Source organism: Bacillus sp. P4_E1 (assembly GCF_056401715.1).
Window position 1 is genome coordinate 80,071 of the sequence record NZ_JBFUIV010000010.1, and the last position, 25,977, is coordinate 106,047.

The following is a 25,977-nucleotide window of genomic DNA, read 5'->3' on the forward strand; positions in this document are numbered from 1 at the left end:
ATAACGAATGAGCGATATACTTTGTGACACTGCAGAATTTTTTAATAGAGAAAATTGAATAATAGAATAAAGAAAAGCCCAATTTCTCTATTTTAACTGAGAAATTGGGCTTTTTAATATTAGAATTTTCCTGACTGTCCCCTTAAGAAAACCCCTCTTACGCCTTTTCGCTATGTATTATTTTCTCTATTGCTTCTTTTAATAAATTCTTTGTCTCTTCAAGGTTATGATTCTGCTGTTCTCCTGGCTGCACCGTATAAAACTCAGCAAACGAACGCTCTTTATATCTCGGCACAACATGCATGTGATAATGAGTTAACTCGTTAAAGATTCCACCATTTTGATAAAGTGAAACTTTAATCAGTGGGGGTTTTGTTCATCCCCCACTGATTATTAGTTGAACCAATCGGGCTTTTACGGGCAGTTGGATTCCCAACTAACTTCTTTGTTTTCACTGAATTTTGAGGTAGGGGATCTTACTGCCCCGTTAATGCGGGGCAAATTGTAACTCCGTCTGGTTTATATAATAACTTAATAGCCTTTGAAATAAGCTTAGAAGCATCCATAATCGATTTCGCTACAACATCATCTAATTCGTCCACTTCTAAAACATGCTTCTTTGGCACAATTAAAGTATGTCCTGGGTAGAAAGGCGCATGGTCTAAAAAACAAGTTACATAATCATCTTCATACACTTTATATATAATTTCTTCTTCATTTGCTAATTTACAACCTAAACATTCCATCATTCTTCCCCCTCTGCCAAAAACATAAAAACGTGAGCGCCCTATTCTCACGTTTTTATGTTTCACTTTACTAATTCAATTGTTTCTGTAACTTTTATACTATCCTTTATAGATTGAACAATTGTGCAATTTTTCACCGCAAGTTGCAGCGCCTTGTCTAATTGCTCTTCTGTAATGTTTTGCGCTTTAATTTTATAGTGCAAATGAACACTTTCAACTGGTTTTGATAAAGCTTCACTTCTACCAATTTCAGTTTCAATTGTAAACGTATCGTATGCAATACGTTTCTTTTCTAAAATCGTTCGAAAAACAATTGCACTACATCCTGCGATAGAAGAAACGAGTAATTGTAACGGTGAATATCCGTTTTCTTTCCCAATCGCTAATTGACCATACGATAAATCTGCCTCTATATCATCATGCTTAATTTTTATTTTCATACTTTGCTTCCATCTCCACTTTCATCGGTTTCTTCCGTTTCTTACTCATATAATAATATATGTAGCAGAAAATGATAAATGGAATACCACAATATAACGCCATTCGTTGTTCTGGAATAAACGCTAAACTAATAACAACGATGCTATTTGTAATTAAAGCTAAAATTGGAACAAGCGGGTATAGTGGTGTTCTATACTTTAAGTCCTCTAATTTTCCTCCGCCTTTTAAATACTGACTTCTAAAACGAAGTTGCGATAAAGCAATAATGATCCAACTTGAAACAGCAGATAAACCAGCTATAGATAATAAGTACATATATACTGTATCTTCTGCAAGGAAGCTTGTTAATAAAGATAACGCCGCTACAGCAATCGTTACGACTAACGCTGTAATCGGAATACCACGTTTATTTACTTTCTTGAAAGAAGTTGGTGCCATTCCTTCATTTGCAAGTGACCATAGTATACGCGTTGCTGCATATAACCCTGAGTTCGCTACAGATAGAAGAGCTGTAATAATAACGAAGTTCATAATATCAGCTGCATATGGAATACCGATTTTATCAAATACAACTACGAATGGGCTTTCAATTATCCCTGCTTCTTTCCAAGAAATTAACCCTACTAAAATTGTCATTGTTAAAATGAAGAATAACATAATGCGCCATACTGTATTACGAATCGCACGTGGAATTGTTTTTTCAGGATTCTGACTCTCTCCTGCTGCAATCCCGATTAACTCTGTTCCTTGGAAGGAAAAGTTAACTGTAATCATCGTAAGAAGCACTGCAGCTAGTCCATTTGGGAATAGCCCACCATCACTTACAAAGTTAGAGAAAAGAGGCGCTGCTTCTTTTCCATCGTATGGTAAGAATCCTAGTAATGCGCTACCACCAAGTAAAATGAATGCAATAATTGTAACTACTTTAATACTAGAGAACCAAAACTCTAATTCAGCATAACTCTTCGCTGATATTGCATTTGAAGCATATAAAATAACTCCGAATACGAGACACCATACCCAAACATCAACATTCGGAAACCATCTTTTCATCATTAAACCGATCGATGTTAATTCTAATCCTACTGTTACTGCCCATCCAATCCAGTATAGCCAACCGATCATAAATCCAGTTCCTGGTCCAATAAACTTCGTCGCATACTTTTGGAAAGATCCTGAAACTGGCATTGCTACCGTTAGCTCTCCAAGACAAAGCATTGTTAAATACATAATAAATCCGCCCACTAAATATGAAAGGATGGCTCCCCCTGGTCCAGCCTGATTAATGGTGTAACCTGAACCTAGAAAAAAACCAGTTCCGATTACACCACCTAGTGCGATCATAAATAAATGTCTACTCTTCATCGTACGATGTAATTGCTCATTCGTTGTTTGCTGCATCTTAATCCTCCCCCTACAAGTACCCCTATCTCTTTTTAAAATTTTCTGATAATAAAAATATACACGAAAGCGATTACAATTTCTATATAAAATTAAAACTTTTCTGATAAAACAATATAAAAATTCAACTATTAAGAGCTCACGATACTAATTTGAGGCAAAAAAGGATTTATAAGGAAAAAACTCTTACATTTTTTGTAAGAGTTAACGTATTTCTAATCTTCTAGATAAAATTGATAAACCGTAGTTTACAACAAAATACATACAAGCTACTACTATAAACGTTGGAATCATATAATTTACATTCTGCCCGCTAATAATTTGAGCATTATGCATAAGCTCTGGCAGTGATATACCAACTGCTAATGATGTATCTTTCAGCAATGAAATAAACTGACTGACAAGCGGCGGGACCATTCTTCTTAATGCTTGTGGTAAAATGATATGCCACAGTGCTTGAACATACGTTAATCCTGAAGATCTTGCGGCCTCAATCTGTCCTTTTTCAATCGATAATAGACCACTTCGAACAATTTCAGATATCATTGCTGCTTCAAATATTGTTAAAGCAACAATTACAGCTGTTATAATCTCTAATTTCAAGCCTACTTCTGGAAGCGCAAAATATGTGAAAAATATAATTAAAAGTAGTGGTAAGTTTCGAATCACTTCAACGATAATTCCTAATACTTGTGAGACGACAGGTATTTTCATGTAGCGCAATATCCCTATTACACTACCAATAATAAAGCTAAGTACAATTGCTACGAGCGCTACCTCTAACGTTATGAGTAATCCTTTTAATAAAAAGAGGATATGATCACCTGTTATCGCTCCTTTAAAATCCATTTATACCGCCTCCTTTGCCAAGCGTTTTTCTAAATAACGCACTAGCATACTTAGCGGTATTGTTAATACTAAATAAAACATCCCGACAAATATATATACATCAAACGTAACGAACGTCTTCGTTGAAATTAAGTCTCCTTGATACATTAAATCCGTTCCAGCAATAATTCCGAGTATTGAAGAGTTTTTTACTAAATTGAGAAATTGATTTCCTAGAGGAGGAATGACGATTTTCATCGCTTGAGGTAAGACGACATGATACATCGCTTGCGTATAAGTTAATCCTGAAGAACGTGCTGCTTCCATTTGACCTTTCGCGACTGATAAAATACCAGCACGAATTACTTCCGCAATAAAAGCCGCTGTATAAACTGTAAGCGCAACTGTCCCTGCTACAAAACCGTTGAAAGTAATTCCTATTACAGGCAAAGCAAAATAGAAAATGAATGCAATTAATACGAGTGGAATATTTCTAACAAACTCTACATAGGCAGAGCCAATCCAATTCAAAATACGAATAGGTGAAATTCGCATCACTGCCATAACAATTCCTAAAACAAAACTTCCTATTAGTGCAACTACACTAGACATAACCGTATATTTAAATCCTTCTAAATACATATCAATGTTATTCGTTAATATAGAAAAATCAGGCACATATTCTCCCCTCTTTCTTTACAAGAAGAGGATGAGTACTCTCATCCTCTCACTCTTACTATTTATCACGAGAAATAAAGTTTCATTTTACTTCTCTTGTTTTTGACCAATCCATTTTTCATACAATTTATCGTATTCTCCATTCGCTTTCATATCTTTTAATAAACTATTAATCTCTTTCGTTAAATCGTCTGCACCTTTTTGTACTGCAATTCCATACGGTTCATCCGTGAAAATTTTCCCTACAACTTCATAATTAGAATCTTGTTTTGCCATTCCGTAAAGAATCGCATTATCTGTAGTTAAAACATCGCCTTTACCTGCTTTTAACGCTGTAAATGCCTCACTATAATTCTCAAACTCTAATACTGTTGCTTCTGGTGATTTTTGGCGAATGTTATTTGTAGATGTTGATCCTTTTACAGCTAATACTTTAACGCCTTGTTTTATATCATCAATGCTCTTAATATTGCTTCCTTTTTTCACAAGTAACGATTGTCCTGCTTTAAAATATACATCTGAGAAATCTACTTCTTTTTTGCGTTCTTCCGTAATTGTCATTGTCGCAATAATTGCATCAATATCACCATTTTTCAGCATCGGAATACGTGTTTTAGACGTTACTTCTTTCAGCTCTAGTTTCTTTTCATCACCAAGAATTTTTTTCGCAAGTGCCTTCGCGATATCAATATCGAATCCTTCTACTTGCCCTGTTGAAGGGTTTTTCAATCCAAATAAATTCGTATCATTCTTCACTCCAACTACTAACTTCCCGCGCTTCTTAATTTGCTCAACAGCCCCGCCTTGTTTCGTATTCGTTTCTTTCGTCTCATCTTTTTTACTTCCGCATCCAGCAACGACAAGTACGAATAAACATGAAAATACGATTAACGTAAACAACTTTTTCATTTTAAGCATAAAACTCCCCCTTTAATGATTTAACACTCTTCTTAAAAATAGACGAGCTCTTTCTTGTTCAGGACTTGCAAAAAATTGCGCCGGTGTTGTATCTTCGATAATTTGACCGTCATCCATAAATAAAATTCTATCTGCTACCTCACGTGCAAATCCCATCTCATGTGTGACGACGACCATCGTCATTCCTTCTTTAGCCAGCGCTTTCATAACATCAAGCACCTCTCCGATCATCTCTGGATCAAGAGCGGACGTAGGCTCATCAAATAGCATAATTTTCGGTTGCATCGCGAGCCCTCTAGCAATAGCTACCCTTTGCTGTTGACCTCCGGATAATTGATGAGGATATACACCTGCCTTCTCCGGGATTCCTACTTTCTCTAAATAAACCATCGCTGTTTTTTCTGCTTCTTCTTTTGAAGTTTTATTTACTTTAATTGGTGCTAGTGTAATATTTTGCAGAACTGTTTTATGTGGGTATAAGTAAAAATGCTGGAAGACCATACCAATATTTCGGCGTAATTCATTCATATCTGTTTTTTTATTGTGTACGTCTGTATTTTGTACGATTAACTCTCCATCAGTAATCGCCTCTAACTGATTTATACACCGAAGCAATGTACTTTTTCCTGATCCTGAAGGACCAACAACTACTACCACTTCACCTTTTTTCACTTGCATATTAATATTCTTCAAAACTTGGAAGTTACCATAATATTTATTTACATTACGAAACTCTATCACCATACTCCCCCTCCCCTAAACAAAGCATGTACATTCTTTTTATATTCAAAAATAGGCAAAAAAATAACTTTCATCTTCATTTTGTCCATAAAAAAGAGCAAAGGGATCTCCCTTTGCTCCTTCATTTCTATTCTCTTAAGATACTTCTTCTTTCTTGTCTTTCCCGTATTCATGCTCCCAGAAATCAGCATTTTTAATTCCTAGTTTCTGCGGATCGAACACTGGATCTTTTCCTTCTTTTTTCTGCTTTTCATAATCCTTTAATGCGATCAATGCCGGTTTTTGTAATAATAGAATCGCAATAATGTTAACCCATGCCATAATTCCTACACCAATATCCCCTAAAGCCCATGCTGTTTCTGCTGTTTTTACACAACCGTAGAATACAACTCCTAAGAATACAAACTTTAGTACGATAGACATCCAAGGACGGTCTTTATCACGATTTAAGTAAGCTATATTCGTTTCTGCAATGTAGTAATAAGCCATAATTGTTGTAAATGCGAAGAATAGTAAAGAGATTGCTACGAAACCGTTTCCAAATCCAGGGAAAACAGATTCTACTGCTGCCTGTGTATAACCAGGACCTGGCTGTGCACCATTTAATTTATTGACGATAAAGTTTTTTCCGCTTGCATCAAATACGTTATACATGCCTGTAATAATCATCATAAATGCTGTTGCTGAACAAACAAATAATGTATCAATGTAAACGGAAAATGCTTGTACTAACCCTTGTTTAGCTGGATGCGATACTTCAGCAGCAGCTGCTGCATGGGCCCCAGTTCCTTGCCCTGCTTCGTTTGAATAAATACCACGTTTTACACCCCAAGAAATTGCTAAACCAATAATCCCGCCAAAAGCTGCTTCTAATGCAAATGCACTTTTTAAAATTAACATGAAAGCGTCTGGTAATTTTTCAATATTCATACCTACAATTACACAAGCTACTAAAATATAGCCAAGCGCCATAAACGGTACTACAACTTGCGCTACGTTAACAATTCGCTTAACTCCACCAAAAATAATAAGTGCTAATGCCGCTACTAATACCGCCCCTGATACAGAAGTATTAATACCAAAAGCTGTTTCTAGACTTACAGCAATACTATTCGCTTGAACACCTGGAAGCAGCATTCCTGTTGCAAGAATTGTCGCTGCGACGAACACTAATGCGTACCATTTAACACCTAGTCCTTTTTCAATGTAATAAGCAGGACCACCGCGGAATTGCCCTTGATGCTTCGTCTTATATATTTGTGCAAGCGTCGATTCTACATATGCAGAACCAGCTCCTAGAAAGGCTACCGCCCACATCCAAAATACAGCGCCTGGACCACCAAAGGCAACAGCCGTTGCAACACCCGCAATATTTCCGGTTCCAACGCGCCCTGATAACGAGAGTGCTAACGCTTGGAACGAAGAAACACCCGCATCAGACTTTTCTCCCTTAAATGTAAGCTTCACCATTTCCCCTACATGTCTTACTTGTAAAAACCTTGTTCGAATGGAAAAATATAGACCTACTCCTAAACATAAATAGACAAGTGCTGGACTCCAAACAATATTATTTATCCAACTTACGATAGCTTCCAACTTTCCCCCTCCTCTTTTATAAAGAATATTCAGAATATATATAAAATTATAAGTGTATACCGAATCTATAACAATATTATTTTAATAAAGTAAACATATTTTTGTATAAAAAAACAAAGTATACATTTATTTTGTATACTTTGTTTCGATATGAATGTATTATATATTCACAATTGCTTCTTTCTTTATAATTCTTTCATAGAGTTGTTCCGCTAATTCTATGAAATGATTTGGCATATCTTTCCCTTTAAACTTCTTTTGAAGCGTACCGTATAAACCAATATCACGTAGACGCAAAAATAACGGTAACGATTCATACCAACTATCCGTCAGTCTGTGCTCATATTCATAACCTTTTCGTAACACTTGTAACTGTTTGCCAGCAAATTCTTTCCTCTCTTCTGTAGTCCACGGTGTAAAAAGAACAGAGTAATAAAGAACCATTGCCAAATCATGAATGAAGTAATTATAGGCAGCGTCATCAAAATCAAAGATTGTTAGCCCTTTTCCATCATAATGAAAATTACCTGGATGAATATCGCCATGCATAAGGCCAAACGTTTCTCTTTCAATTGGAAGAGCCTTTATTTCATCCATTAATACAGTGGCAATCCCTTTCACCTTCTCATCTTCTAATCCATTAACAATGCTACTTTCATCCTCTTCCCACGTATCACGGTAGTCTGTTTTAGGATAATCCATTGTAAGGCGGTGCAGTTGTCCAATCGCTTTTCCCCACGCTTCAAAGTAAGCATCTCCCCAATAAGGCGATTCTTCTCCTTTTACTTGCTCACCTTTTGCATATGTAAATAAAGACGCGAAAAAGAAAGTGCCATCTTCCGCTCCAATTTCTTCTACAAGATTTTGAGATATTGAATTAAGAGGTCCCGCCACTTTCGCCCCATGCTCCGCAACATACCGTAAAAAATCTAGTTCGGCCTCTACCTCTTTTTTAGAACGATGAGAAGAATGAGTTAAGCGTAATACGTAATCTTCATTATTTTTACCCTTCGCCTTAAAAATATAATTTTCAAAATCACCAAGTGGCTTTTCTTCTACTTTCACATTAAATATCTTTGCAGCTTCTGCTAAAATCTTATGTGTAAAAACTCGTTCCACAGCTATTTCCATATTTATTCCCTCCTATATGTACCCTCTAATTAATTCGACATGAATGTGAGAAGTACTGCTATGAAATTGAATAATGCGTGGGCAATCATAGCCGATAAAATAGAATTTGTTTTCTCATATAACCACGCAAATACTACTCCGCTTAAAAAATTCACCGGTAATGTGTTATATGTCGGGATATGAACAATAGTAAATATTATTGAACTTATAAGCATACCGCCCCATATACCATACCTATCACGAAAAAATGTATAAAAAACACCTCGATATAAAATTTCTTCATAGATTGGTGATATAACTGCTGCTCCAATTACCGCGATACAGAACGCATATATTGATTTATCATTTTGGATCGCCTCCGTTTTACTATTTTCAAAAGAAATCCCCAGTTTCTCCATTATCATTAATACACCTATACTAACTACAATCAAAGAAATAACCGCTACAAATGTCCACAATAAATCTTTCCATGAAAGCTTCCGAATTCCAATATCTTTCCACGACAGTTTATATCTTTTTATGCAAAAAAGATAAACTACAAACGTAAATATCACTGCCATTATAAGTCCCATTAATACTCCAGCATATAATGAGTTCCCTAGTATTTTTAAAGCATAATCATAAAAAAGAGATTCAATCATTACTGGTACAATTAGAAATACGAAAACAAATAAATATAAAATTTCTTTCCATCCCCACATACATTTTAAAGTCATCTACACCATCCCCCTATATCCTATTTTCTTTAGTATAAAAGATGACGTAACGTAACTTTCAAGCTACTTTTTTCAAATAATCTAAGCATAATTTTCTCACAAAATAAAAAAGGTTGATTCACTCAATCAACCTTTACACTATTAAAAATTCTATTCCTCAATTCTTCATCAATTCATTCTCATATATAATATTTATCTTTATTTCTCTTCACCTTTTGTCTGCATTGAGTTGAAGGTCCAATTTAACTTCAATGAATCTCCTTGAAATACATTTTGCTCTTCATCGTTATCTACAAATGTGAACATTACGTAGAAAGTATCATCATCACCAGGAGCAAGTCCATTTCCTTCTCGGTCTACAACACCTTTTTGTACAAGATCAGGAATACTTCCGTTTTGCGTAGCTACCTTTAATTCAGATAATGTAGTAGACCAAATTGGAACCTCATTTTTATCCAAATTCCACAAGAAATCAACACGGATATGATCACCAAAATCAGCATTTCCATTATCTCCTTTAGCATCGATTACACTGTAATCTGTCAGAAGTTTCACATCTCCTATTGCTAAGGTTCCTTTGTTTACTAATTGAAAACCACGCTCCATTTCATCACCTGGTTTAATATTGTCGACATTAATAACAACTTCAGGATTAACACTCAAATCTAAAGTACCGGCTGCAAACGTGTTTTGTGATACTTCCTTATCACTAAAATACGCATATGTTCCCCCACTAATTAAAGATAAGCCAAGCGCTGCAGTTACAACACCCATACCAAGTTTTTTCTTAATACTCATTTCACAAGCCCCCCTATTTTTAAAGTTTAAACTACAAACCTTATTTCCAGCCCACAAACAATAATAATTAAGCAACTACCTTGTCCCACAACGAAAGCGAACTAACTTTAAACTAGTTACTTCATGTACCCAAACGACTATTACTTTTAAAATAACCGGTAATGTTACCGTAAATCATTACCGGTTATTTGTTAGCCAATCTCATTTAATTTTATATTCATTGTCCTATTGCTTTATTTACTCTAGAAGTTTGTCCACTTATTTTTTTGGTTCTAAGCCAATAGAACGTAAGATTTTATCTAACGTCACTGGCCCTACATTTTCTTTCGGCTTCTGATTTTCTTTAGCATCTCGACCCTTTTTCAAGAAATTCTTCTCGATAAAACGAATATCTGTTTCATTTACAACACCATCTTGATTGACATCTCCATCTTTTGCAGCCACTTTTCCTTTTTCATATGAAAGAGCTGCTATTCTAGCATCTTGAATATCCACCATTTTATCGCCGTTTACATCACCTGCAAGGTTGTCATCCATATCGGCTCTAAAGTTTTGTCCCACTAATTCTCCATCTTGCATTTTCCCTATTTTTGTAGTTAATTTACTATTTAAATGACCCGGCATTTCTACGAAAATATCATATTCTTTATCGCTTACAGGAACACTATGAATTTCAAATTGCCCATTATCATTAACCGTTCCTGTATATTTCTTTCCATCCTTGCCAACTGCGTAAACTTTTGCTCCTAGTTTTGTGTAATCATTCTTACCTAAATACCCCTCTTCATTCAAGAAAGCTTCTGGACCAATATATCCTGTAACTGTTGAATGCTTCGAAACAATAGCAAAAGATTTATCTTTAAACACAGGAATCTCAGTACCTTCTGATGCACCAGCTTTTATATAAGAGAACTTATCTGCTCCAAATGCAGTTAAATTATTAAAATATTCATCGCTCGTCATTTCGAATGTAACATCTAAAAATGGTGTATCTCCATCTAATCCTTTAAATTCTTTTCCTTCCAATGATGCGCCAACTTTCACCTTGTTTTCCCAAGTTCCTTCTGTATTTATAGCCGTATCTTCTAATGTCAAGTTTAATCCATGTTGTTTTGCATATTCCGTAAGCGCTGAATTTGGTTTCACATCTGTAAATTTAAATAGCTGCTTATCATAAGGGATTTCAAATGTACCTGCCGTAAGTTGTTTTACATTATTGAGATTTAAAGTTAACGTAATTTTTTCTCCTAATTTTATTTTATCTTTGTCATAACTTGGAACAGCGTATTCTGTCCCTTCTTTTACAAAGACGTAATCTTTATATCCAGTTGCCATATTCCCTGCAGTTGCGAGGTCATATCCAAATAATTTTAAATTTAACGGTTCATTTATTTCTTCTGGAAGTACTCCAAATTTAAAGTCACCATTGGCCTGAATTGTATTCAGCCAACCTGATGGAAAGGCCGAGTTCTGATAATATACAATTTGATTAGCTTTTTGGTCATACTGCAGGCCTTTTGCCTTTAATGCATCCACTGTAGAATCATAAACATTACCATGCACCCATAATGCCCGCTGGCCATCTTCTTCTTTGAACATAGAATCATTTACTTCATGAATACCAGGTTGTACATCCGTAAATTTCATTTCAGGTATGACATTATCAATGATAATGCTATCGCCTTTTGTATAAGATTTCCCTTCTTTATCATATCCAACGAAGTTCAATTCGTAATCTCCATCAGGCAACATAACAGGTTTATCCCCAATTGGATGGGCAGGATCTCCTGTGAACGGAAATACATATCCTCCCATACCAGAAAACATCATATATTCAACATTCGGTGTTAGACTACTTGCATTAAGTGTACCAACGACTCCTAATGCCTTTCCTGTTTTTCGATCTTTCACAACTGCATCAATGGTTTCAAGAGGACTATTTAATTTAAATGTCAGCGGTGAACTTGGGCTTTCCATAAATGGATGGAATTTAGACCCATCTGTTGCCATTGCGTCTCTCAGTAAATCTACAGATTCAATCCCCTTTTCTGTGAACTTCACTGCAAATGGCACTTGATATACTTCTTTTTCATTATTTTTATTTGAAATATGAATATACCCCTCATATCTACCGAATTCAGCGTTTTCTGGAATGATAATTTCAGGGCTAATTTCCCCTGATGTACCAGGAGCCACTTTAATAGAATCTTGTACGTTCAGCTTCACACCATTCTTCGCTGCGTCCTTCACACCTACATTTGTTGGTGAAAACTTTACTTCTAATTTAAACTCTTTCCCGTCTGTTTTACTGCTGTTCTTAATTAAGACTTTTCGACTATCTTTAATAGGTCCATTTCCCAATTGATTTTTATACCCGAATGCAATAGAACCTGTTTTTTCTTCAATTTCTACTTCTTCATCATTTACAACGTTTGATGTTTTATCAATAACCTCGATAGCTGTATCTGCATGAACCGCACGATACGCATCAATTCGGCCTGATCCTACTTCAAATACAGAACGCTCTTCTTTTAAGTCAACTGCGGTATTCATAAGTGCTTCTTTTACTTCAAATGGACTATAGTTTGGATGTTCTTGTAAAATGAGTGCCGCTACCCCCGCAGTATGAGGAGTTGCCATAGATGTACCTGACATACGTCCATACGCTACCGGATAATTTTCTCCATCCTTTGGATCGTTAATATATTCAGGAACAGTAGAGAAAATAGACACACCTGGCGCTACAATGTCCGGCTTAATATCATCTGTTTTAGTTGCAGGACCACGAGAGCTAAAATCGGCTAAATGATCTCCCTCTGTTTTTATATTACTAATTTCTCCAAACGCTAAAGACACATCTCCTTGTACAGCTTTTACTTGTAATTTCTCACCATCTACTTTCGCTAAGCGGAACGATGGAATAGATGACGTACTTTCTCCAAGATAACTTGTGATTTCACCATCAACATTGTTATATACAATTACGGCCTTTGCACCTGCTTCTTTCGCATTCTTAATCTTTTCATCAAATGTAATCTCACCGCGTTGGATGAGCGCTAATTTTCCTTTTACGTCTTTCCCCTTAAAATCATCTAATTTCCCAAGTCCTGCATATACAACCGATAAGGATTGACCTTTTAAGTCTTCAAGCTTATCAGTAAAGCTCTTTCCAAGTAGCATCATCTTATCGACATGTAAATCACCTGCATCGGCAGAAAATGTCGGGATAGACATCGCAGCATCACTTGCTCCAACTGTAATTGGAAGTGCCGCCGCACTAGGTGATCCAATAGTACCTTCTCCAGGACCACTATTACCTGCCGCTACTACTGTAACAACACCAGCTAACATGGCATTGTTCACTGCCACAGAAGTTGGATATAAAGGATCATTAATAGCTGCACCTAATGATAAATTGATAACATCCATATCGTCTTTCACTGCTTTATCAATCGCAGCAAGAATACCGCTTGTTTGTCCACTTCCATATGGTCCTAATACACGATATGAATATAAATCTACATCTGGAGCGACTCCCTTAACCGCATAATCCACATTATTCTTTTTGTCTGCAGCAATTGTCCCAGCTACATGAGTGCCATGGGATGTATAATATGCACTTCCATCATAAATTTCAGGATATCCTCCAGAATTTTGCCAATCCTTATACGTTGTCTCCATTGGATCAGCATCATTATTAACAAAGTCCCATCCTTTTATTGAGTTCGGATCTATTTTGCTTGGATCTTCACCTTGCTTTGCACGATATCCTTTATATGCATCTTTCAAATCCGGGTGGTTGTAATCAATACCTGTGTCCAGTACACCTACCTTAATTCCTTTACCTGTTATTTTTTCATCATGCAGCTTGTCCACACCAATTTGCGGTACACTATCTGCCATTTTGGGTTCAGCAGCAGTCTTAGCTGTTTCTTTCGGCAAATCAATTTTGACCTCACTATCTTCCCATACGCGCTTAACAATACCAGTGCGAACTAAGTCTTCAATCATATTCGCAGGTAACGAAATCGCTACACCATTAAAAGCATTCTTATATTCTCTTGTTATTTTGGCAGATTTAAAATTCGTCCCTTTATCTTTATTCTTTTGAAGCTGTTCAAACTCTGATTTAAATTCTTTATGAGATGCTTCTACCTTTTGTTCCGCAGTTGAAAGAGCTATTTTTTTCCCTTTAGCTGCTTGTTTTAACATCTCGATTTTGCTAGGTGCTTGCTTAAACTCTACAATCACATTCACATTATCAGGACTTGCTGTATTGATGCCTGGTGAAATAACAAAACCTGGTTTTGTATTTAACGTTTTTAAGGCATTACGTTGTTCCTTTGTAAGACCTTTCAATATAGCGTTTGCATCATCAATCCCAGTTAAAGTAGTTGTATTTACCTCTTCTGCCAATACGTTATATGGAATTCCTTGAGACATTAACATACCAACAGTTAGCGTTCCAATAAGTATTTTTCCGAATTTCCCCTTCTTCATAGCGCATCTCCTTATTATTAAATTTATTTTTCTAAAATAAATCCTCTGAGCTCCTATTTAGCATTGGCAATTCTATCAACCTTGAATCTATTTAAAATAATCGAGAATCTCCAACACTACTACCGCCATCCCCACACTTCTAATCTTCTTTCTATAAAAGCCCCCATAAATTGTTTCCAACTACAATGATTTACAACATGAATTATTAGTAGCGTTAAGCAATAATTCTATTTTTATTATTTCACATTTTGATTTTTCTGAATATTGAACAAAAGGAGTAATTTTTTTCTAATGATTCTATGCCCAAATAGTACAAAAGAACTACCTTGCCCTTTATTCTTTGTAATATAGAATAAAGAAACACGATAGTTCTTTTAAACATCTCTTATTTAATCCAACGGAACCAATTGATTTCGAACAGCATAAATCACCGCTTGCGATCGACTTTTTACATTTAGTTTTTTAAAAATTTTATTGATGTGAATTTTAACTGTTTTATCACTAATATATAGAGCTTCAGCAATTTCTTTATTACTAAGTCCTTTTACTAATTCAAAAAGAATTTCCTTTTCACGTTCCGTCAGTTCATTTTCATTTGATTCTAATTTCATTTTTTGCTGATGATATGTAATTAATTTTTTAGTCATACGCGGATGAATAACTGAATCGCCTCGATATAACATTCGAATTGCTGCTATTACCTGCTCCGATGATGAATCCTTCAATAAATAACCATCAGCACCAGACTGAAGCGCATCCATTAAATACTCATCATGCTCATACATTGTAAAAACAAGTACTCGGCAATTAGGATATTTTTTTTTCACTAATCCCGTAGCTTCAATTCCATTTTTCCCTGGAAGATTAATATCCATCAAAATACAGTCTGGTCTACATTCCTCTACTTTTCCCAATACCTCGTCCCCAGAGCTCGCCTCTCCAACCACTTTCATATCAGATTCAACCTCTAGTATGCTCCGAATTGCGTCTCGTAAAAAAGCATGATCATCCACTACTAATATTTTAATCATTTTACGCACCCCTTGTTTGTGAATCTGGAATTAACAGTGTAATTTCTGTCCCTTTACCTAAAGAACTATCAATCTGTAAAGTAGCCCCTAGTTGTTCAGCTTGTTCATTCATATGTAATATACCATAATGTGGCTCATGCTTCGTTTTAACCATAGACTCAAATAGTGAAAAGCCAACTCCATTATCCTTAACCTTTAAAAGCACGTGCTCACTTTGATAACTTAGCAAAACATCAATTTCTTCTGCTTGTGCATGTTTAACAATGTTTTGTAAACTCTCTTGTAATGTATCAAAAATAACTCTTTCTTTTGAAAAGCTGAGTGCACGTGAATGACCTCTTTCATGATATGTAATGTCTAGTTCATATTCTTGTTTTAAAGATTTTATTTTACTTGCTATCGCCTGTTTAAGCCCTAATTGTTGTGTGGGATACGGCTTTAAAGCGTAAATAGAATAGCGAACTTCTCCTAAGCTTTCCCTTAAATCCTTTATACTTTTCTCGACTACTTGCTGCATATCAATAGGTTTATCATGGTATTTTTTCTGAGCGGACTCTAGTTGAAATATCACCCCAGCCAAAGCTTGTGCAATACCATCATGAATCTCGCGTGCAATTCGATTTCTTTCTTCTAAAATCATCCTTTTTTCTTGTTCAGAAATAAGTATTCTTGTTTTAACTATGTTAGCCAATTGGTTGGAAAATGTCGCTAACAACTGCACATCTTCCGGGAAAAAACCAGCACCTCTACTTTTACCTGCAACAAACATCCCGATCAACTCATTATTTACAATAAGAGGGAAATAAACTAAAGAACGTATAACATCCTCAAACACCCCATCTCCTGGTGCTGTACCAACCTTCCAATTATTAAAAACCGTATTTTCAGTTATTTCACAGAATTCTCCTTTTTCGTCGGAATAATCAGTTATATCATTTTTCAATTTTCCATCCCTCAACTGTATATTCCATTCTCCCTCGTCTTTTGTCCATAATACATATGCTTGTATCCCTAGAAATCCTTTAAGTGATTTTTTTATGTGCTGAAGATTCCCTCCAGATAATCCACGGCTTATTTCTGTCGTAATAAGAAAAAATTCGTACAATCTTTCTTTTTCCATCCGTATTCGTGCAGAAAATGAACTAATGATAGAGATTGCCACAAGTGGGAAGAAAAAGAACAAAACAATAATTCCTTTTAGCTCTAAAGAATATTGGCTATCTAATATGTGTATAAGAACAGCATAGAATAGACAAAAACTTTCACAAAAAAAGACTGATATATTTTTTTGATTCCATCGATGTATCGAATATGTCTGAGGAAGAAGTACCATTAGTAAATCATAAAAGAGATTGTTGAAAAAACAGAAAAATATACTAAACAATAGTAAAAATAATAAGTTCTCATATAAAACTTCCATATTTATTACACTGGCAAGCCACACCATACATTTGCTAGAAAACCATTCTGCTAACACAAGGCTAAGAGCATGCTGTGTACTATTAAAAAGCATCCTTTCCACTGGAGAATGCCGAAGCAAATGAATAATTAAAGTAACAAATACAAGAGCGAGCGCGGTTATATGTGTCCCAAACAACAAAAGCATAGAATAAATAATCGGAAAGCTAAGTGAACTTACTCCCCTCCAAAATCGTACAGGAAAATACTCTGTGATCCCCATAAACAGTACTAACAATACTAGTATTGTTAGATGAGAAGGGATTTTAATTTCAAGTAAAGAGATAGTTATAGTAATTAAACCAAAAAAAGAAATGAAATAAAGATAAAAGCTAGCAACTTTTTCTCTCATAGAAATAGAATCTACATCTTTCAAAACGATCCCTTCCTTCTTATATATTTTCTCTATTATCCAACAAAAAACCGGCACTGGCAAAATGGAAAAACCTCCACTAGCCAATCACCGGCTGTGTACTACACCTAAAAAGGCAAGACACAATATTAGTATAAATCGATTCTCATAAATTTCCTATTCATCAAACGATGTAATTATGCATACCACTAGGCTTATCCTCTATAGTACAAAAGATATATATTAATATCGCTAATCTAATATACGCTTTCTTTCCATCCCCACATATACCTCAGAGTTATCTATACCATCCCCTATATCCTATTTTCTTTAGTATAAAAGATGACGTAACGTAACTTTCAAGCTACTTTTTTCAAATAATCCAAGCATAATTTTCTCACAAACAACAAAAATTAACAGAAACAATTTCAATGTAAAGGAGATGGAAATTATGGCCGAACAGAAAAGTTCACAACAAGATAATAAAAAAAAGCATATGTTTCCATCACTTCCGGAAAATATTAATTACATTGAAAATAAGCTCTGTCATTCAGATGATATAAAAAAATTAGATGTCCCTTTCCAAAATGGAAAAGGAACAATCTTATATATCGAATCTTTAGCAGACCAAAATTTAATTCATCAATTGGCTCTTGAGCCATTATTAACGCGGTCGGATTTGCCTTTAGATAAAGCTTTTTCCACATTAAATATGAAAAAAGAAACAAATTTAAATTATGGTGTGCAACTTTTATTACAAGGAAAATCATTATATTTTCATGAACAAGTCGACAGTTTTTGTATTTTCGAAACAGCTTTATCTTTAAAAAGGGATATAAAAGAGCCTGACAATGAAGGTGTTGTACGCGGACCACATTCTGGTTTTGTAGAAGATTTAGCTACTAATTTAGCTTCCGTACGGAAACTAATTAAGAGTCCAAATTTAGTCGTTAAATATTTTATCCTTGGTGAAGAGATGCACACGAAAGTAGCAATTGTTTATATGCAAAATATAGCTAATGATGATCTCGTCACAGAAGTAAAAAGAAGATTAGAAACGATTAAGACCGATGCACTAATGCCACCAGGATACATACAAGAATTTATAGAAGACACGTCTTTCTCACCATTTCCACAACAATTAAATACAGAGCGTCCCGACCGAACTGCGGCTAATTTAATGGAAGGGCGCGTTGCCATTTTATCAGATGGAGATCCAACAGCACTTATCGTTCCTGTCACTTTATTTGCTTTTTATCAATCACCTGATGATTATAATAATCGGTGGATTGTTGGTTCTTTCGTACGAATGATTCGGCTCGTTAGCTTTTTAATCGCATTTCTCTTACCAGCTATATATATCGCAACCGTCGCTTTTCATCCTGATGTATTACCACTCGAACTCGTTTATACAATTAAAGCTTCATTAGAAAAGGTACCTCTTCCTCCTATATTTGAAGCTTTATTAATGGAATTAATCTTCGAATTATTAAGAGAAGCTGGTATTCGTCTGCCGAGTCGCGTTGGACAAACAATCGGTATCGTAGGAGGTTTAGTAATTGGTGATGCGATTGTAAAGGCTGGGCTTGTCTCTTATACAATGATTATCGTTGTAGCTTTAACTGCAATTGCGTCTTTTCTCGTTCCATCAAACGATATGAGTTCAGCAGTTCGGATCCTTCGTTTTCCGTTAATGATCCTTGCTGCTATATTCGGGTACGTAGGAATATCATTTGGTCTAATTATAACTTTCGTTCATTTATGCCAGCTACATTCATTTCATACACCATATCTTTCTCCTATTGCACCGATGCGAATAAAAGATATGAAAGATTCTTTTGTAAGACTTCCAATTTGGTCGTTTCGGGAACGACCTCATGATCCAAAGCCGAAAAAAATGCAACGACAACATGTAACGAGAGAGGATGAGAACGGTGACAAACACGCAAAGTAAAATTTCACTTGTTCAATTTACCTTTTTCGTTATTCAATGCCAAATTGGAGTTGGTATACTTTCTTTACCAAACCGCCTTCACCCCATTGCGAAAGGCGGTGGGTGGATTTCTGCTCTCATCGCTGGTCTTGCAATTCAACTTATTATTATACTTATGTGGCTTTTCTTAAAACGCTTTCCTGATGCAGATATGTATGAAAGTGTTTGTATGCTATTTGGTAATAAAATCGGAAAGTTATTAGGTTTTTTTTATGTTTTTTATTTTACTCTTATCGGTATGACCGTCATGTTAAACGCTTGTAACGTCATTAAAGTATGGGTCTTACAAGCCACCCCTTGGTCTGCAATTCTCATACTATTTACAATAGCTTGTTGCTACGTAGCCTATAATACATTTAAAGTGATTGTACGATTTTATGTCATGGCTTCTATTCTTATTATCCCAATGGCACTTTTAATTGCACTTGGGCTCACACGAGCTGATTTTTCTTATATTTTTCCACTTACAGAAGCCGGATGGTGGAATATAATTCAAGCATCCAAGGAAACAATTACAGCCATGTATGGTTTTGAAATTATTCTTATCGCTTTTCCAAAAGTAAATGGCAGTTCTGTGGCAAAACTGAAGGCCATTTCTATCGCTAATGGATTTGTAACGCTTTTTTATACTTTTACTGTTTGGATTTGCTTTATCGTATTCAGTCCAAAACAAGTTGAACTTATTCCAGAGCCAGTTGCTTACTTATTACGCTCCTTGCATATCGGGATTATAGACCGAACTGATTTACTATTCATACCAATATGGATGATAACAGTTGTCGCTTCTATTGCTAGTTATTACTGTGCTGCCTCAATAGGAATTGGACATATATTCAACCTTGCTAATCATAAAAAGGCCGTTCCAATCGTTGGTATTATTGCTTTTAGTGTAGCCTTATTTATAGATACACCTGAAGAATTAAAAGTAATTTCAACTTTCACTGATAAGTTCACCTATATTTTCATAGTTGTTCTCCCTCTTTTATTTCTACTTTATTCAGTAATACGAAATAAGAAAGGAGAACAGTATGTTCAAAAAAAGAGTTAAACTACTTTTTATATTATGTGCTAGTTCATTCCTTTCTGGCTGTTGGGATCAAGAACCATTAAGAGAGGCCAGATTAGCTTATAGCATTGGATCTGATATTACGGAAGAGAATAAACTCCAGCAAACAGTCGAGCTCGTAAAAAGTTCAAGCGGAGAGCAATCTTCATTCGAGAATGAAATACATTCAGCAACCGGGCATAACATAAGGGATACAAGCGATGCCCTAAAAAAAAATGTAACTGGGAATATTCGCTATTTCAAATATGGTGTTCAATTACTAGGAACCAAAATTCTAAAAAAAGGTATACTACCCTATTTAGATGTTAGCTTTCGGGATCCAACAAACCCAACTGCTTTAGTAAAACTTATTGCAGTAGATGGTGAAACATCCGAGATACTCGAAAAAAAGAAAGTAGGAAATTTACTAATTGGAGATTTTCTAAAGAAAAAAGTGAAAAGCTTAGAAGATATGAGTGTATTTCCAAAAGAAACTTTAGAAACAGCCGCTACAAAAATGTTAGATCCCGGTAAAGACTTTACCCTCCCTTCTATAAAAATAAAAGGAAAAGAAGTAATTACAAACGGGTTAGCTTTATTTAACAACGATAAATTAACTGGGCATTTACCTTTGAAACAATCTGTTCTATTCGTGTTATTAACCGGAAAAATGGGAACAAGTGCCCGTATAACCCAAAAACTTACTAGCGATGAATCAGAGAAGACATCTGATTATTTAACAATGGAAGTGAGCAATCGGAAACTAAAAAGAGACTTGAATATAACGACTGACAAAAAAGGAAATGTTTACGCTCATCTAAAACTAAAGCTACAAGTAATCGCTCTTGAAGCACCGAGAGATAATCTTTATAAAATGGGAGAAAGAAAAAAACTAAACAAAGAATTATCTAAGCAGCTCACAAAAGAAGCAAAACGCATAACGAAAAAACTCCAAAAAGCAAATTGTGATGCTTTCGGGATTGGCAGACATCTTATCGCTTATCATCCTGATTTATGGAAGAAAAAAAATTGGAATAAAGATTATGCAAAGGTAAAATTTAAACCGGAAGTAGAAGTAACGATTTTATATAGTGGCGTCTTAAAATAAAAAGGTTGGACGCCCGCCGGCATCCAACCTTTTATTTCATATAACGATATACAATTGACTCATACGGTCTTAAGTTAAGATTGGTAATATCTTTACTTGAACCTTTGTAATTTGATAATAATACTTCTTGTCTCATACCATCCAATTGAACATGAATTGGTACAGAATACGTTATTTCTTCTCCGTAGAAGTTATTTATAACAAGTAATACTTCATTATTTACAGTACGTGTATACGCCCAAATGCTAGGATGATTTCCATCTAAAATAGCATATTTCCCTTCTGTAAGGACATCGTATTTTTTTCTAAGTTCAATTAGCTTTTTATAATGATAAAATACAGATTCTCTATCTTCTAATGCCTTCTCTACGTTTATTTCTTTAAAGTTTTCAGCCACAGAAATCCAAGGTGTACTCGTTGTAAAACCACTATTCACCTCTTCATTCCACTGCATCGGAGTACGGGAATTGTCACGAGATTTTTGTTTTAAAATCCCGATAATCTCTTTTTTTGATAATCCTTCTTCTAGCTTTATATCATATATATTTAATGATTCTACATCACGATATTGCTCGATGGACTCGAATTTAGGATTCGTCATACCGATTTCTTCACCTTGGTAAATGTAAGGCGTTCCTTGCAACATATGCATAGCTGTCGCTAACATTTTCGCAGATTCATTTCGGTACTTCTCATCATCACCAAACCGTGAAACGATACGAGGCTGGTCATGATTACACCAAAATAACGCATTCCATCCTCCGCCCTTTTGCATTTCAATTTGCCAATTAGACATAATTTCTTTTAATTTAATGAAATCAAAATCAGCTTTCGTCCACTTATCACCATTCGGATAATCTACTTTTAAATGATGGAAACTAAACGTCATGCTTAGTTCATTGCGCTCAGGATTCGAATATTTAATACAATTATCAATTGTCGTAGATGACATTTCTCCAACTGTAATTACATCTTTCCCTTCAAAAACATTTTGGCTCATCTCTTGTAAATATTCATGGACGCGTGGACCATCTGTGTAATATTTACGCCCATCACTTGTAGCAGTGGTGCCTTCATCACTTAAAAATCTTTGATCTTTTGAAATTAAGTTAATAACATCAAGGCGGAATCCTTTTACACCTTTCTCCAACCAAAAGCGCATCATATCGTACACTTCTTCACGAAGCTTTTCATTTTCCCAGTTTAAATCAGCTTGCGTCTCATCAAATAGATGTAAAAAATATTGCTCTGTTTTCTCATCATATTCCCAAGCAGATCCTCCAAATTTAGACTGCCAATTATTCTTTTCATCACGCCAAATATAATAATTTCGATACGGACTATTCTTATCTTCTTTTGCTTCTTTAAACCACTTATGCTCCGTTGAACTATGATTTACAACGATATCAAGCATGATTTCAATGTCACGTACTTTCGCTTCTTTTAAAAGCTCTTCAAACTCTTCCATCGTCCCGTAAGATGGATCAATGCTGTAATAATCACTTACATCGTATCCATTATCATTTTGTGGTGATTGGTATATCGGTGTTAACCAAATATAATCTACTCCGAGTTCTTTTAAATAATCTAGTTTCTCTGTAACTCCCTTTATATCACCGGTTTCTTTATTGTAATAGCTATTAAAGCTCTTCGGATAAATTTGATAAACTACACTTTTATGCCAATCTTTCATGCTTAATTTCCTCCTACTTCTGTTTTACTCGTTTCGCAAATAACCATGTTAATGTAAATGGAATTACTACTGCGATTATCATCCCTACAATAAACATCGGAATCGATTTCGGAATGATAGAAATAAATGCTGGCAATCCGCCAATTCCGATTGCTGGTGCTAATACACCATTTAATGTAATAAATATCGCTGCTATAGCAGACCCAATAATCGCTGCATAGAACGGGAATTTATTTCTTAAATTCACACCGAACATCGCTGGCTCTGTAATACCGAAGTACGCTGAGATTGCTGATGTTGATGCCATACTTTTATCATTTTGATTTTTAGAAATCCAGAACATCGCTAGTGCCGCACTACCTTGTGCAATGTTAGAAAGAGCAATCATCGGCCAAATAAATGTACCGCCGTGCTGTGCAATTAGCTGTAAATCAATTGCAATAAACATATGATGCATTCCTGTAATTACGAGCGGTGCATATAATGCTCCAAATAATACTGCTCCAAGTACTGGTACCGTTTCATATACGCCAACTAATCCAGCCGTTAATAAATCGCCAATATGACGTGTAACTGGACCGATAATTCCTAACGCTAACACACCCGTTACAACGATTGTTGTAATTGGTACAACTAATAATTGAATTGCGTTTGGCACATGTTTCTTTAAGAAGATTTCAACTTTACTTAATACGAATGCTGCTACTAAAATGGGTAAAATTTGACCTTGATACCCTACCTTTTCAATTTGGAATAGCCCTAAAATATCGAAGTACTCAATCTTTTGTCCCTCTAAACCAGTCGCTGCTTTTCCATAATCCCACGCGTTTAATAAGGCCGGATGCACAAGCATTAATCCCATAACAATCCCTAGTATTGGACTACCACCAAAGCGCTTCGTTGCTGACCAACCAACAAGTGCCGGTAAGAATACGAATGCTGTATTGGCCATCATATTAATTAAATCCCAAAGCCCACCTAAGTTCGGATATACTTCTAATAAATTTTTCCCATCAAAAAATAAGTCCTTTGCCCCTAACAGGTTATTAATCCCCATTAGTAAGCCTGCCGTAATAATTGCTGGCAAAATCGGCATAAATACATCTGAAAATACTTTTACAAACTTTTGAACTGGATTTAATTTTTTATCCCCTGAACCTTTTACGTCAGCTACTGTCGATTCTTCCATACCTGCAAGCGTTATCAATTCAGCGTATACTCGATCGACATCACCTGGACCAATTACAATTTGAAATACCCCAGCGTTATGAAACGCTCCCTTTACTAATGAAACAGACTGTAATTTATCATTATCTATTTTATTTTCATCTTTTAAAGCGATACGTAGCCTCGTTACACAGTGCGCAGCTTGTTCAATATTGTCTTTCCCACCAATATACTGCAACACTTCTTTTGCTGTTTTACGATAGTCTTTCCCCATATTCCCGTCCCTCTTTTCTTTTTTTGATACCGTTTACACTTACATATTAACTCGTATATATAAGTTAGTCAACACTCGTATATATAAGTTGGTGATTTTTTTATAAAGTGAAACTTTAATCAGTGGGGGTTTTGTTCATCCCCCACTGATTATTAGCCTTCACCAATCGGGCGTGGCAGTTGATCTCCCACCTAACTTCTTTGCTCCAGCTGAATTTTGAGGTGGGAGTTTTACTGCCCACAAATAGCGGGATAAATAAAGAGATGGAACGATTATTTCGCTCCATCTCTTTATTTTCTTCGCGCCACATCCGAAAAGTGAAAAATATCTAAACGGTGACGTGATTCCGTATATTCGAACTGACTCCCATCGTATAAATGAGTAAAGTTTTTTACAACGACAACATAGTCTGTTCCATTTAAATCCAAATACTTTCGGTCATCCTCTGTACATGGTTGCACTTCAATTACCCGCTGTGAATAGCTAATATGTAGCCCTAATTCTTTCTCAATGTATTTATAAATCGATGCAGTTGCAATTTCTCTCGTTAATCCTGGAATATATTCCGATACAAAATGGTTTATATCTAAAATTACTTTTTCTCCATCAATATTTCGTACACGTTTAATATGATTTATTTCCGTTTTTTCTTTCACGTTTAATAACTTTGCTACATCTTGTGTCGCTTTCATTTTCTCTATTTCCACGACTTCTGTAATACAATGACGTCCTAAACGTTCATTTTCTTCTTGAAAACTTACAATACCACCAAAGTTAAATTCAATGTTTTTGCGCTTTAATACAAAAACACCTTTTCCGTGTATTTTTTGAACATATCCACGCTCTTGCAATAAATCTACAGCTTTTCTTACAGTACCCCTACTTGCCTCATACTGCTTCATTAATTCCGTTTCTGATGGGATTTTACATCCTTCTTTTAATTGTTTATTATCAATAGACTTGCTGATTTCTGTATAAATTTGTTCATACTTACTCATCATCTACAATAGCCCCTTGTCACCTTCTAGTTCTATATGTATTATACCACGCTATACTCTTCTGCCAATCTCTCACTTATTTTCCAGTACAAGAAAACTATAGGTAAATATTTAGTCTCTAAAACGTATTTTTATAAATTTTTCTTTTCTTTCAAAAAAACATGTAGTATACTAACTTCAAAATCAGAGGAGAAAGGGAGCAAAGAACTATGCTTACTTATACAACAATTGTAGTTACATTTGCACAAAAACATCATCATCATACTTAACCCTTGAAACCTAGCGGAAAAATTACGCGTAGGTACAAGGGTTATTCCCGTTGTACCTACGCTTTGGCAAAGAGCCATGTAGGTATTTTTTATCT

19 protein-coding genes and 2 pseudogenes are annotated in these 25,977 nt (G+C 35.3%); 3 read left to right on the forward strand and 18 right to left on the reverse strand.

The window, feature by feature from the left end:
• Positions 1-157 precede the first annotated feature (157 nt).
• The 15 genes and pseudogenes from AC1DS7_RS15540 to AC1DS7_RS15610 form a co-directional block, all read right to left on the reverse strand.
• A pseudogene (locus tag AC1DS7_RS15540) lies at positions 158-343 on the reverse strand (HIT family protein); the annotation flags it as partial.
• Positions 344-497: 154 nt separating this feature from the next.
• Positions 498-746 (reverse strand): annotated as a pseudogene (locus AC1DS7_RS15545) (HIT family protein); the annotation flags it as partial.
• Positions 747-808: 62 nt separating this feature from the next.
• Positions 809-1,186 carry an OsmC family protein gene (locus AC1DS7_RS15550; protein ID WP_002140367.1) on the reverse strand — a complete coding sequence of 126 codons (378 nt, stop codon included), beginning with the start codon at positions 1,184-1,186 and terminating at the stop codon, positions 809-811.
• The gene (locus AC1DS7_RS15555) at positions 1,170-2,588 is read right to left on the reverse strand and encodes an amino acid permease (protein WP_002029755.1); all 1,419 of its coding nucleotides are present in this window, start codon (positions 2,586-2,588) and stop codon (positions 1,170-1,172) included. Before AC1DS7_RS15555 ends, AC1DS7_RS15550 begins: the two co-directional genes overlap by 17 nt.
• A gap of 204 nt (positions 2,589-2,792) precedes the next feature.
• Positions 2,793-3,437, reverse strand: a complete 645-nt coding sequence (locus AC1DS7_RS15560) for an amino acid ABC transporter permease (protein WP_016101823.1) — start codon at positions 3,435-3,437, stop codon at positions 2,793-2,795.
• The gene (locus tag AC1DS7_RS15565; protein WP_002090963.1) at positions 3,438-4,094 is read right to left on the reverse strand and encodes an amino acid ABC transporter permease; all 657 of its coding nucleotides are present in this window, start codon (positions 4,092-4,094) and stop codon (positions 3,438-3,440) included. It abuts the gene before it with no gap.
• Positions 4,095-4,181: 87 nt separating this feature from the next.
• Positions 4,182-5,012, reverse strand: a complete 831-nt coding sequence (gene glnH / locus AC1DS7_RS15570) for a glutamine ABC transporter substrate-binding protein GlnH (RefSeq protein WP_016101824.1) — start codon at positions 5,010-5,012, stop codon at positions 4,182-4,184.
• 12 nt (positions 5,013-5,024) lie between these two features.
• Positions 5,025-5,756 carry an amino acid ABC transporter ATP-binding protein gene (locus AC1DS7_RS15575; RefSeq protein ID WP_016101825.1) on the reverse strand — a complete coding sequence of 244 codons (732 nt, stop codon included), beginning with the start codon at positions 5,754-5,756 and terminating at the stop codon, positions 5,025-5,027.
• Between the two features lie 132 nt (positions 5,757-5,888).
• Complete coding sequence (locus AC1DS7_RS15580) at positions 5,889-7,349, reverse strand: alanine/glycine:cation symporter family protein (protein ID WP_002029764.1); 1,461 nt, start codon at positions 7,347-7,349, stop codon at positions 5,889-5,891.
• A 159-nt stretch (positions 7,350-7,508) separates the two neighbouring features.
• Entirely contained in the window at positions 7,509-8,480 is a 972-nt protein-coding gene (locus AC1DS7_RS15585) for a phosphotransferase enzyme family protein (protein ID WP_016101827.1), read from the reverse strand.
• Positions 8,481-8,509: 29 nt separating this feature from the next.
• Positions 8,510-9,196 carry a lysostaphin resistance A-like protein gene (locus tag AC1DS7_RS15590; RefSeq protein WP_476999104.1) on the reverse strand — a complete coding sequence of 229 codons (687 nt, stop codon included), beginning with the start codon at positions 9,194-9,196 and terminating at the stop codon, positions 8,510-8,512.
• 198 nt (positions 9,197-9,394) lie between these two features.
• Positions 9,395-9,994: a TasA family protein gene (locus AC1DS7_RS15595; protein ID WP_000023369.1), complete on the reverse strand. Its 600-nt coding sequence runs from the start codon at positions 9,992-9,994 to the stop codon at positions 9,395-9,397.
• Between the two features lie 258 nt (positions 9,995-10,252).
• On the reverse strand, positions 10,253-14,494 hold the full coding sequence (locus AC1DS7_RS15600) for a S8 family serine peptidase (RefSeq protein ID WP_215588719.1): 4,242 nt from the start codon (positions 14,492-14,494) through the stop codon (positions 10,253-10,255).
• Positions 14,495-14,883: 389 nt separating this feature from the next.
• Positions 14,884-15,525, reverse strand: a complete 642-nt coding sequence (locus tag AC1DS7_RS15605) for a response regulator (RefSeq protein WP_016101829.1) — start codon at positions 15,523-15,525, stop codon at positions 14,884-14,886.
• A 1-nt stretch (position 15,526) separates the two neighbouring features.
• Positions 15,527-17,359 (reverse strand): GAF domain-containing sensor histidine kinase, encoded by a 1,833-nt coding sequence (locus tag AC1DS7_RS15610; RefSeq protein ID WP_033715135.1) that lies wholly within the window; start codon positions 17,357-17,359, stop codon positions 15,527-15,529.
• Between the two features lie 427 nt (positions 17,360-17,786).
• Here AC1DS7_RS15610 and gerKA point away from each other — a divergent pair, with 427 nt between their 5' ends.
• Genes gerKA through gerKC form a run of 3 tightly spaced genes read left to right on the forward strand, consistent with a single transcriptional unit; the run spans position 17,787 to position 21,481 of the window.
• Positions 17,787-19,289: a spore germination protein GerKA gene (gene gerKA, locus AC1DS7_RS15615; RefSeq protein ID WP_002090975.1), complete on the forward strand. Its 1,503-nt coding sequence runs from the start codon at positions 17,787-17,789 to the stop codon at positions 19,287-19,289.
• Positions 19,270-20,376, forward strand: coding sequence for a GerAB/ArcD/ProY family transporter (locus AC1DS7_RS15620; RefSeq protein ID WP_016101831.1), 1,107 nt, complete (start codon positions 19,270-19,272; stop codon positions 20,374-20,376). Before gerKA ends, AC1DS7_RS15620 begins: the two co-directional genes overlap by 20 nt.
• Positions 20,357-21,481, forward strand: a complete 1,125-nt coding sequence (gene gerKC, locus AC1DS7_RS15625) for a spore germination protein GerKC (RefSeq protein ID WP_016101832.1) — start codon at positions 20,357-20,359, stop codon at positions 21,479-21,481. Before AC1DS7_RS15620 ends, gerKC begins: the two co-directional genes overlap by 20 nt.
• Positions 21,482-21,512: 31 nt before the next feature.
• Here gerKC and treC read toward each other — a convergent pair whose 3' ends face one another.
• The 3 genes from treC to treR all read right to left on the reverse strand — a co-directional run bounded on the left by treC (position 21,513) and on the right by treR (position 25,616).
• Positions 21,513-23,174: an alpha,alpha-phosphotrehalase gene (treC, locus tag AC1DS7_RS15630; protein ID WP_215588718.1), complete on the reverse strand. Its 1,662-nt coding sequence runs from the start codon at positions 23,172-23,174 to the stop codon at positions 21,513-21,515.
• Between the two features lie 13 nt (positions 23,175-23,187).
• Entirely contained in the window at positions 23,188-24,615 is a 1,428-nt protein-coding gene (treP, locus tag AC1DS7_RS15635; RefSeq protein WP_002010521.1) for a PTS system trehalose-specific EIIBC component, read from the reverse strand.
• A gap of 290 nt (positions 24,616-24,905) precedes the next feature.
• Entirely contained in the window at positions 24,906-25,616 is a 711-nt protein-coding gene (gene treR / locus AC1DS7_RS15640) for a trehalose operon repressor (RefSeq protein ID WP_002010502.1), read from the reverse strand.
• Positions 25,617-25,977: the final 361 nt, after the last annotated feature.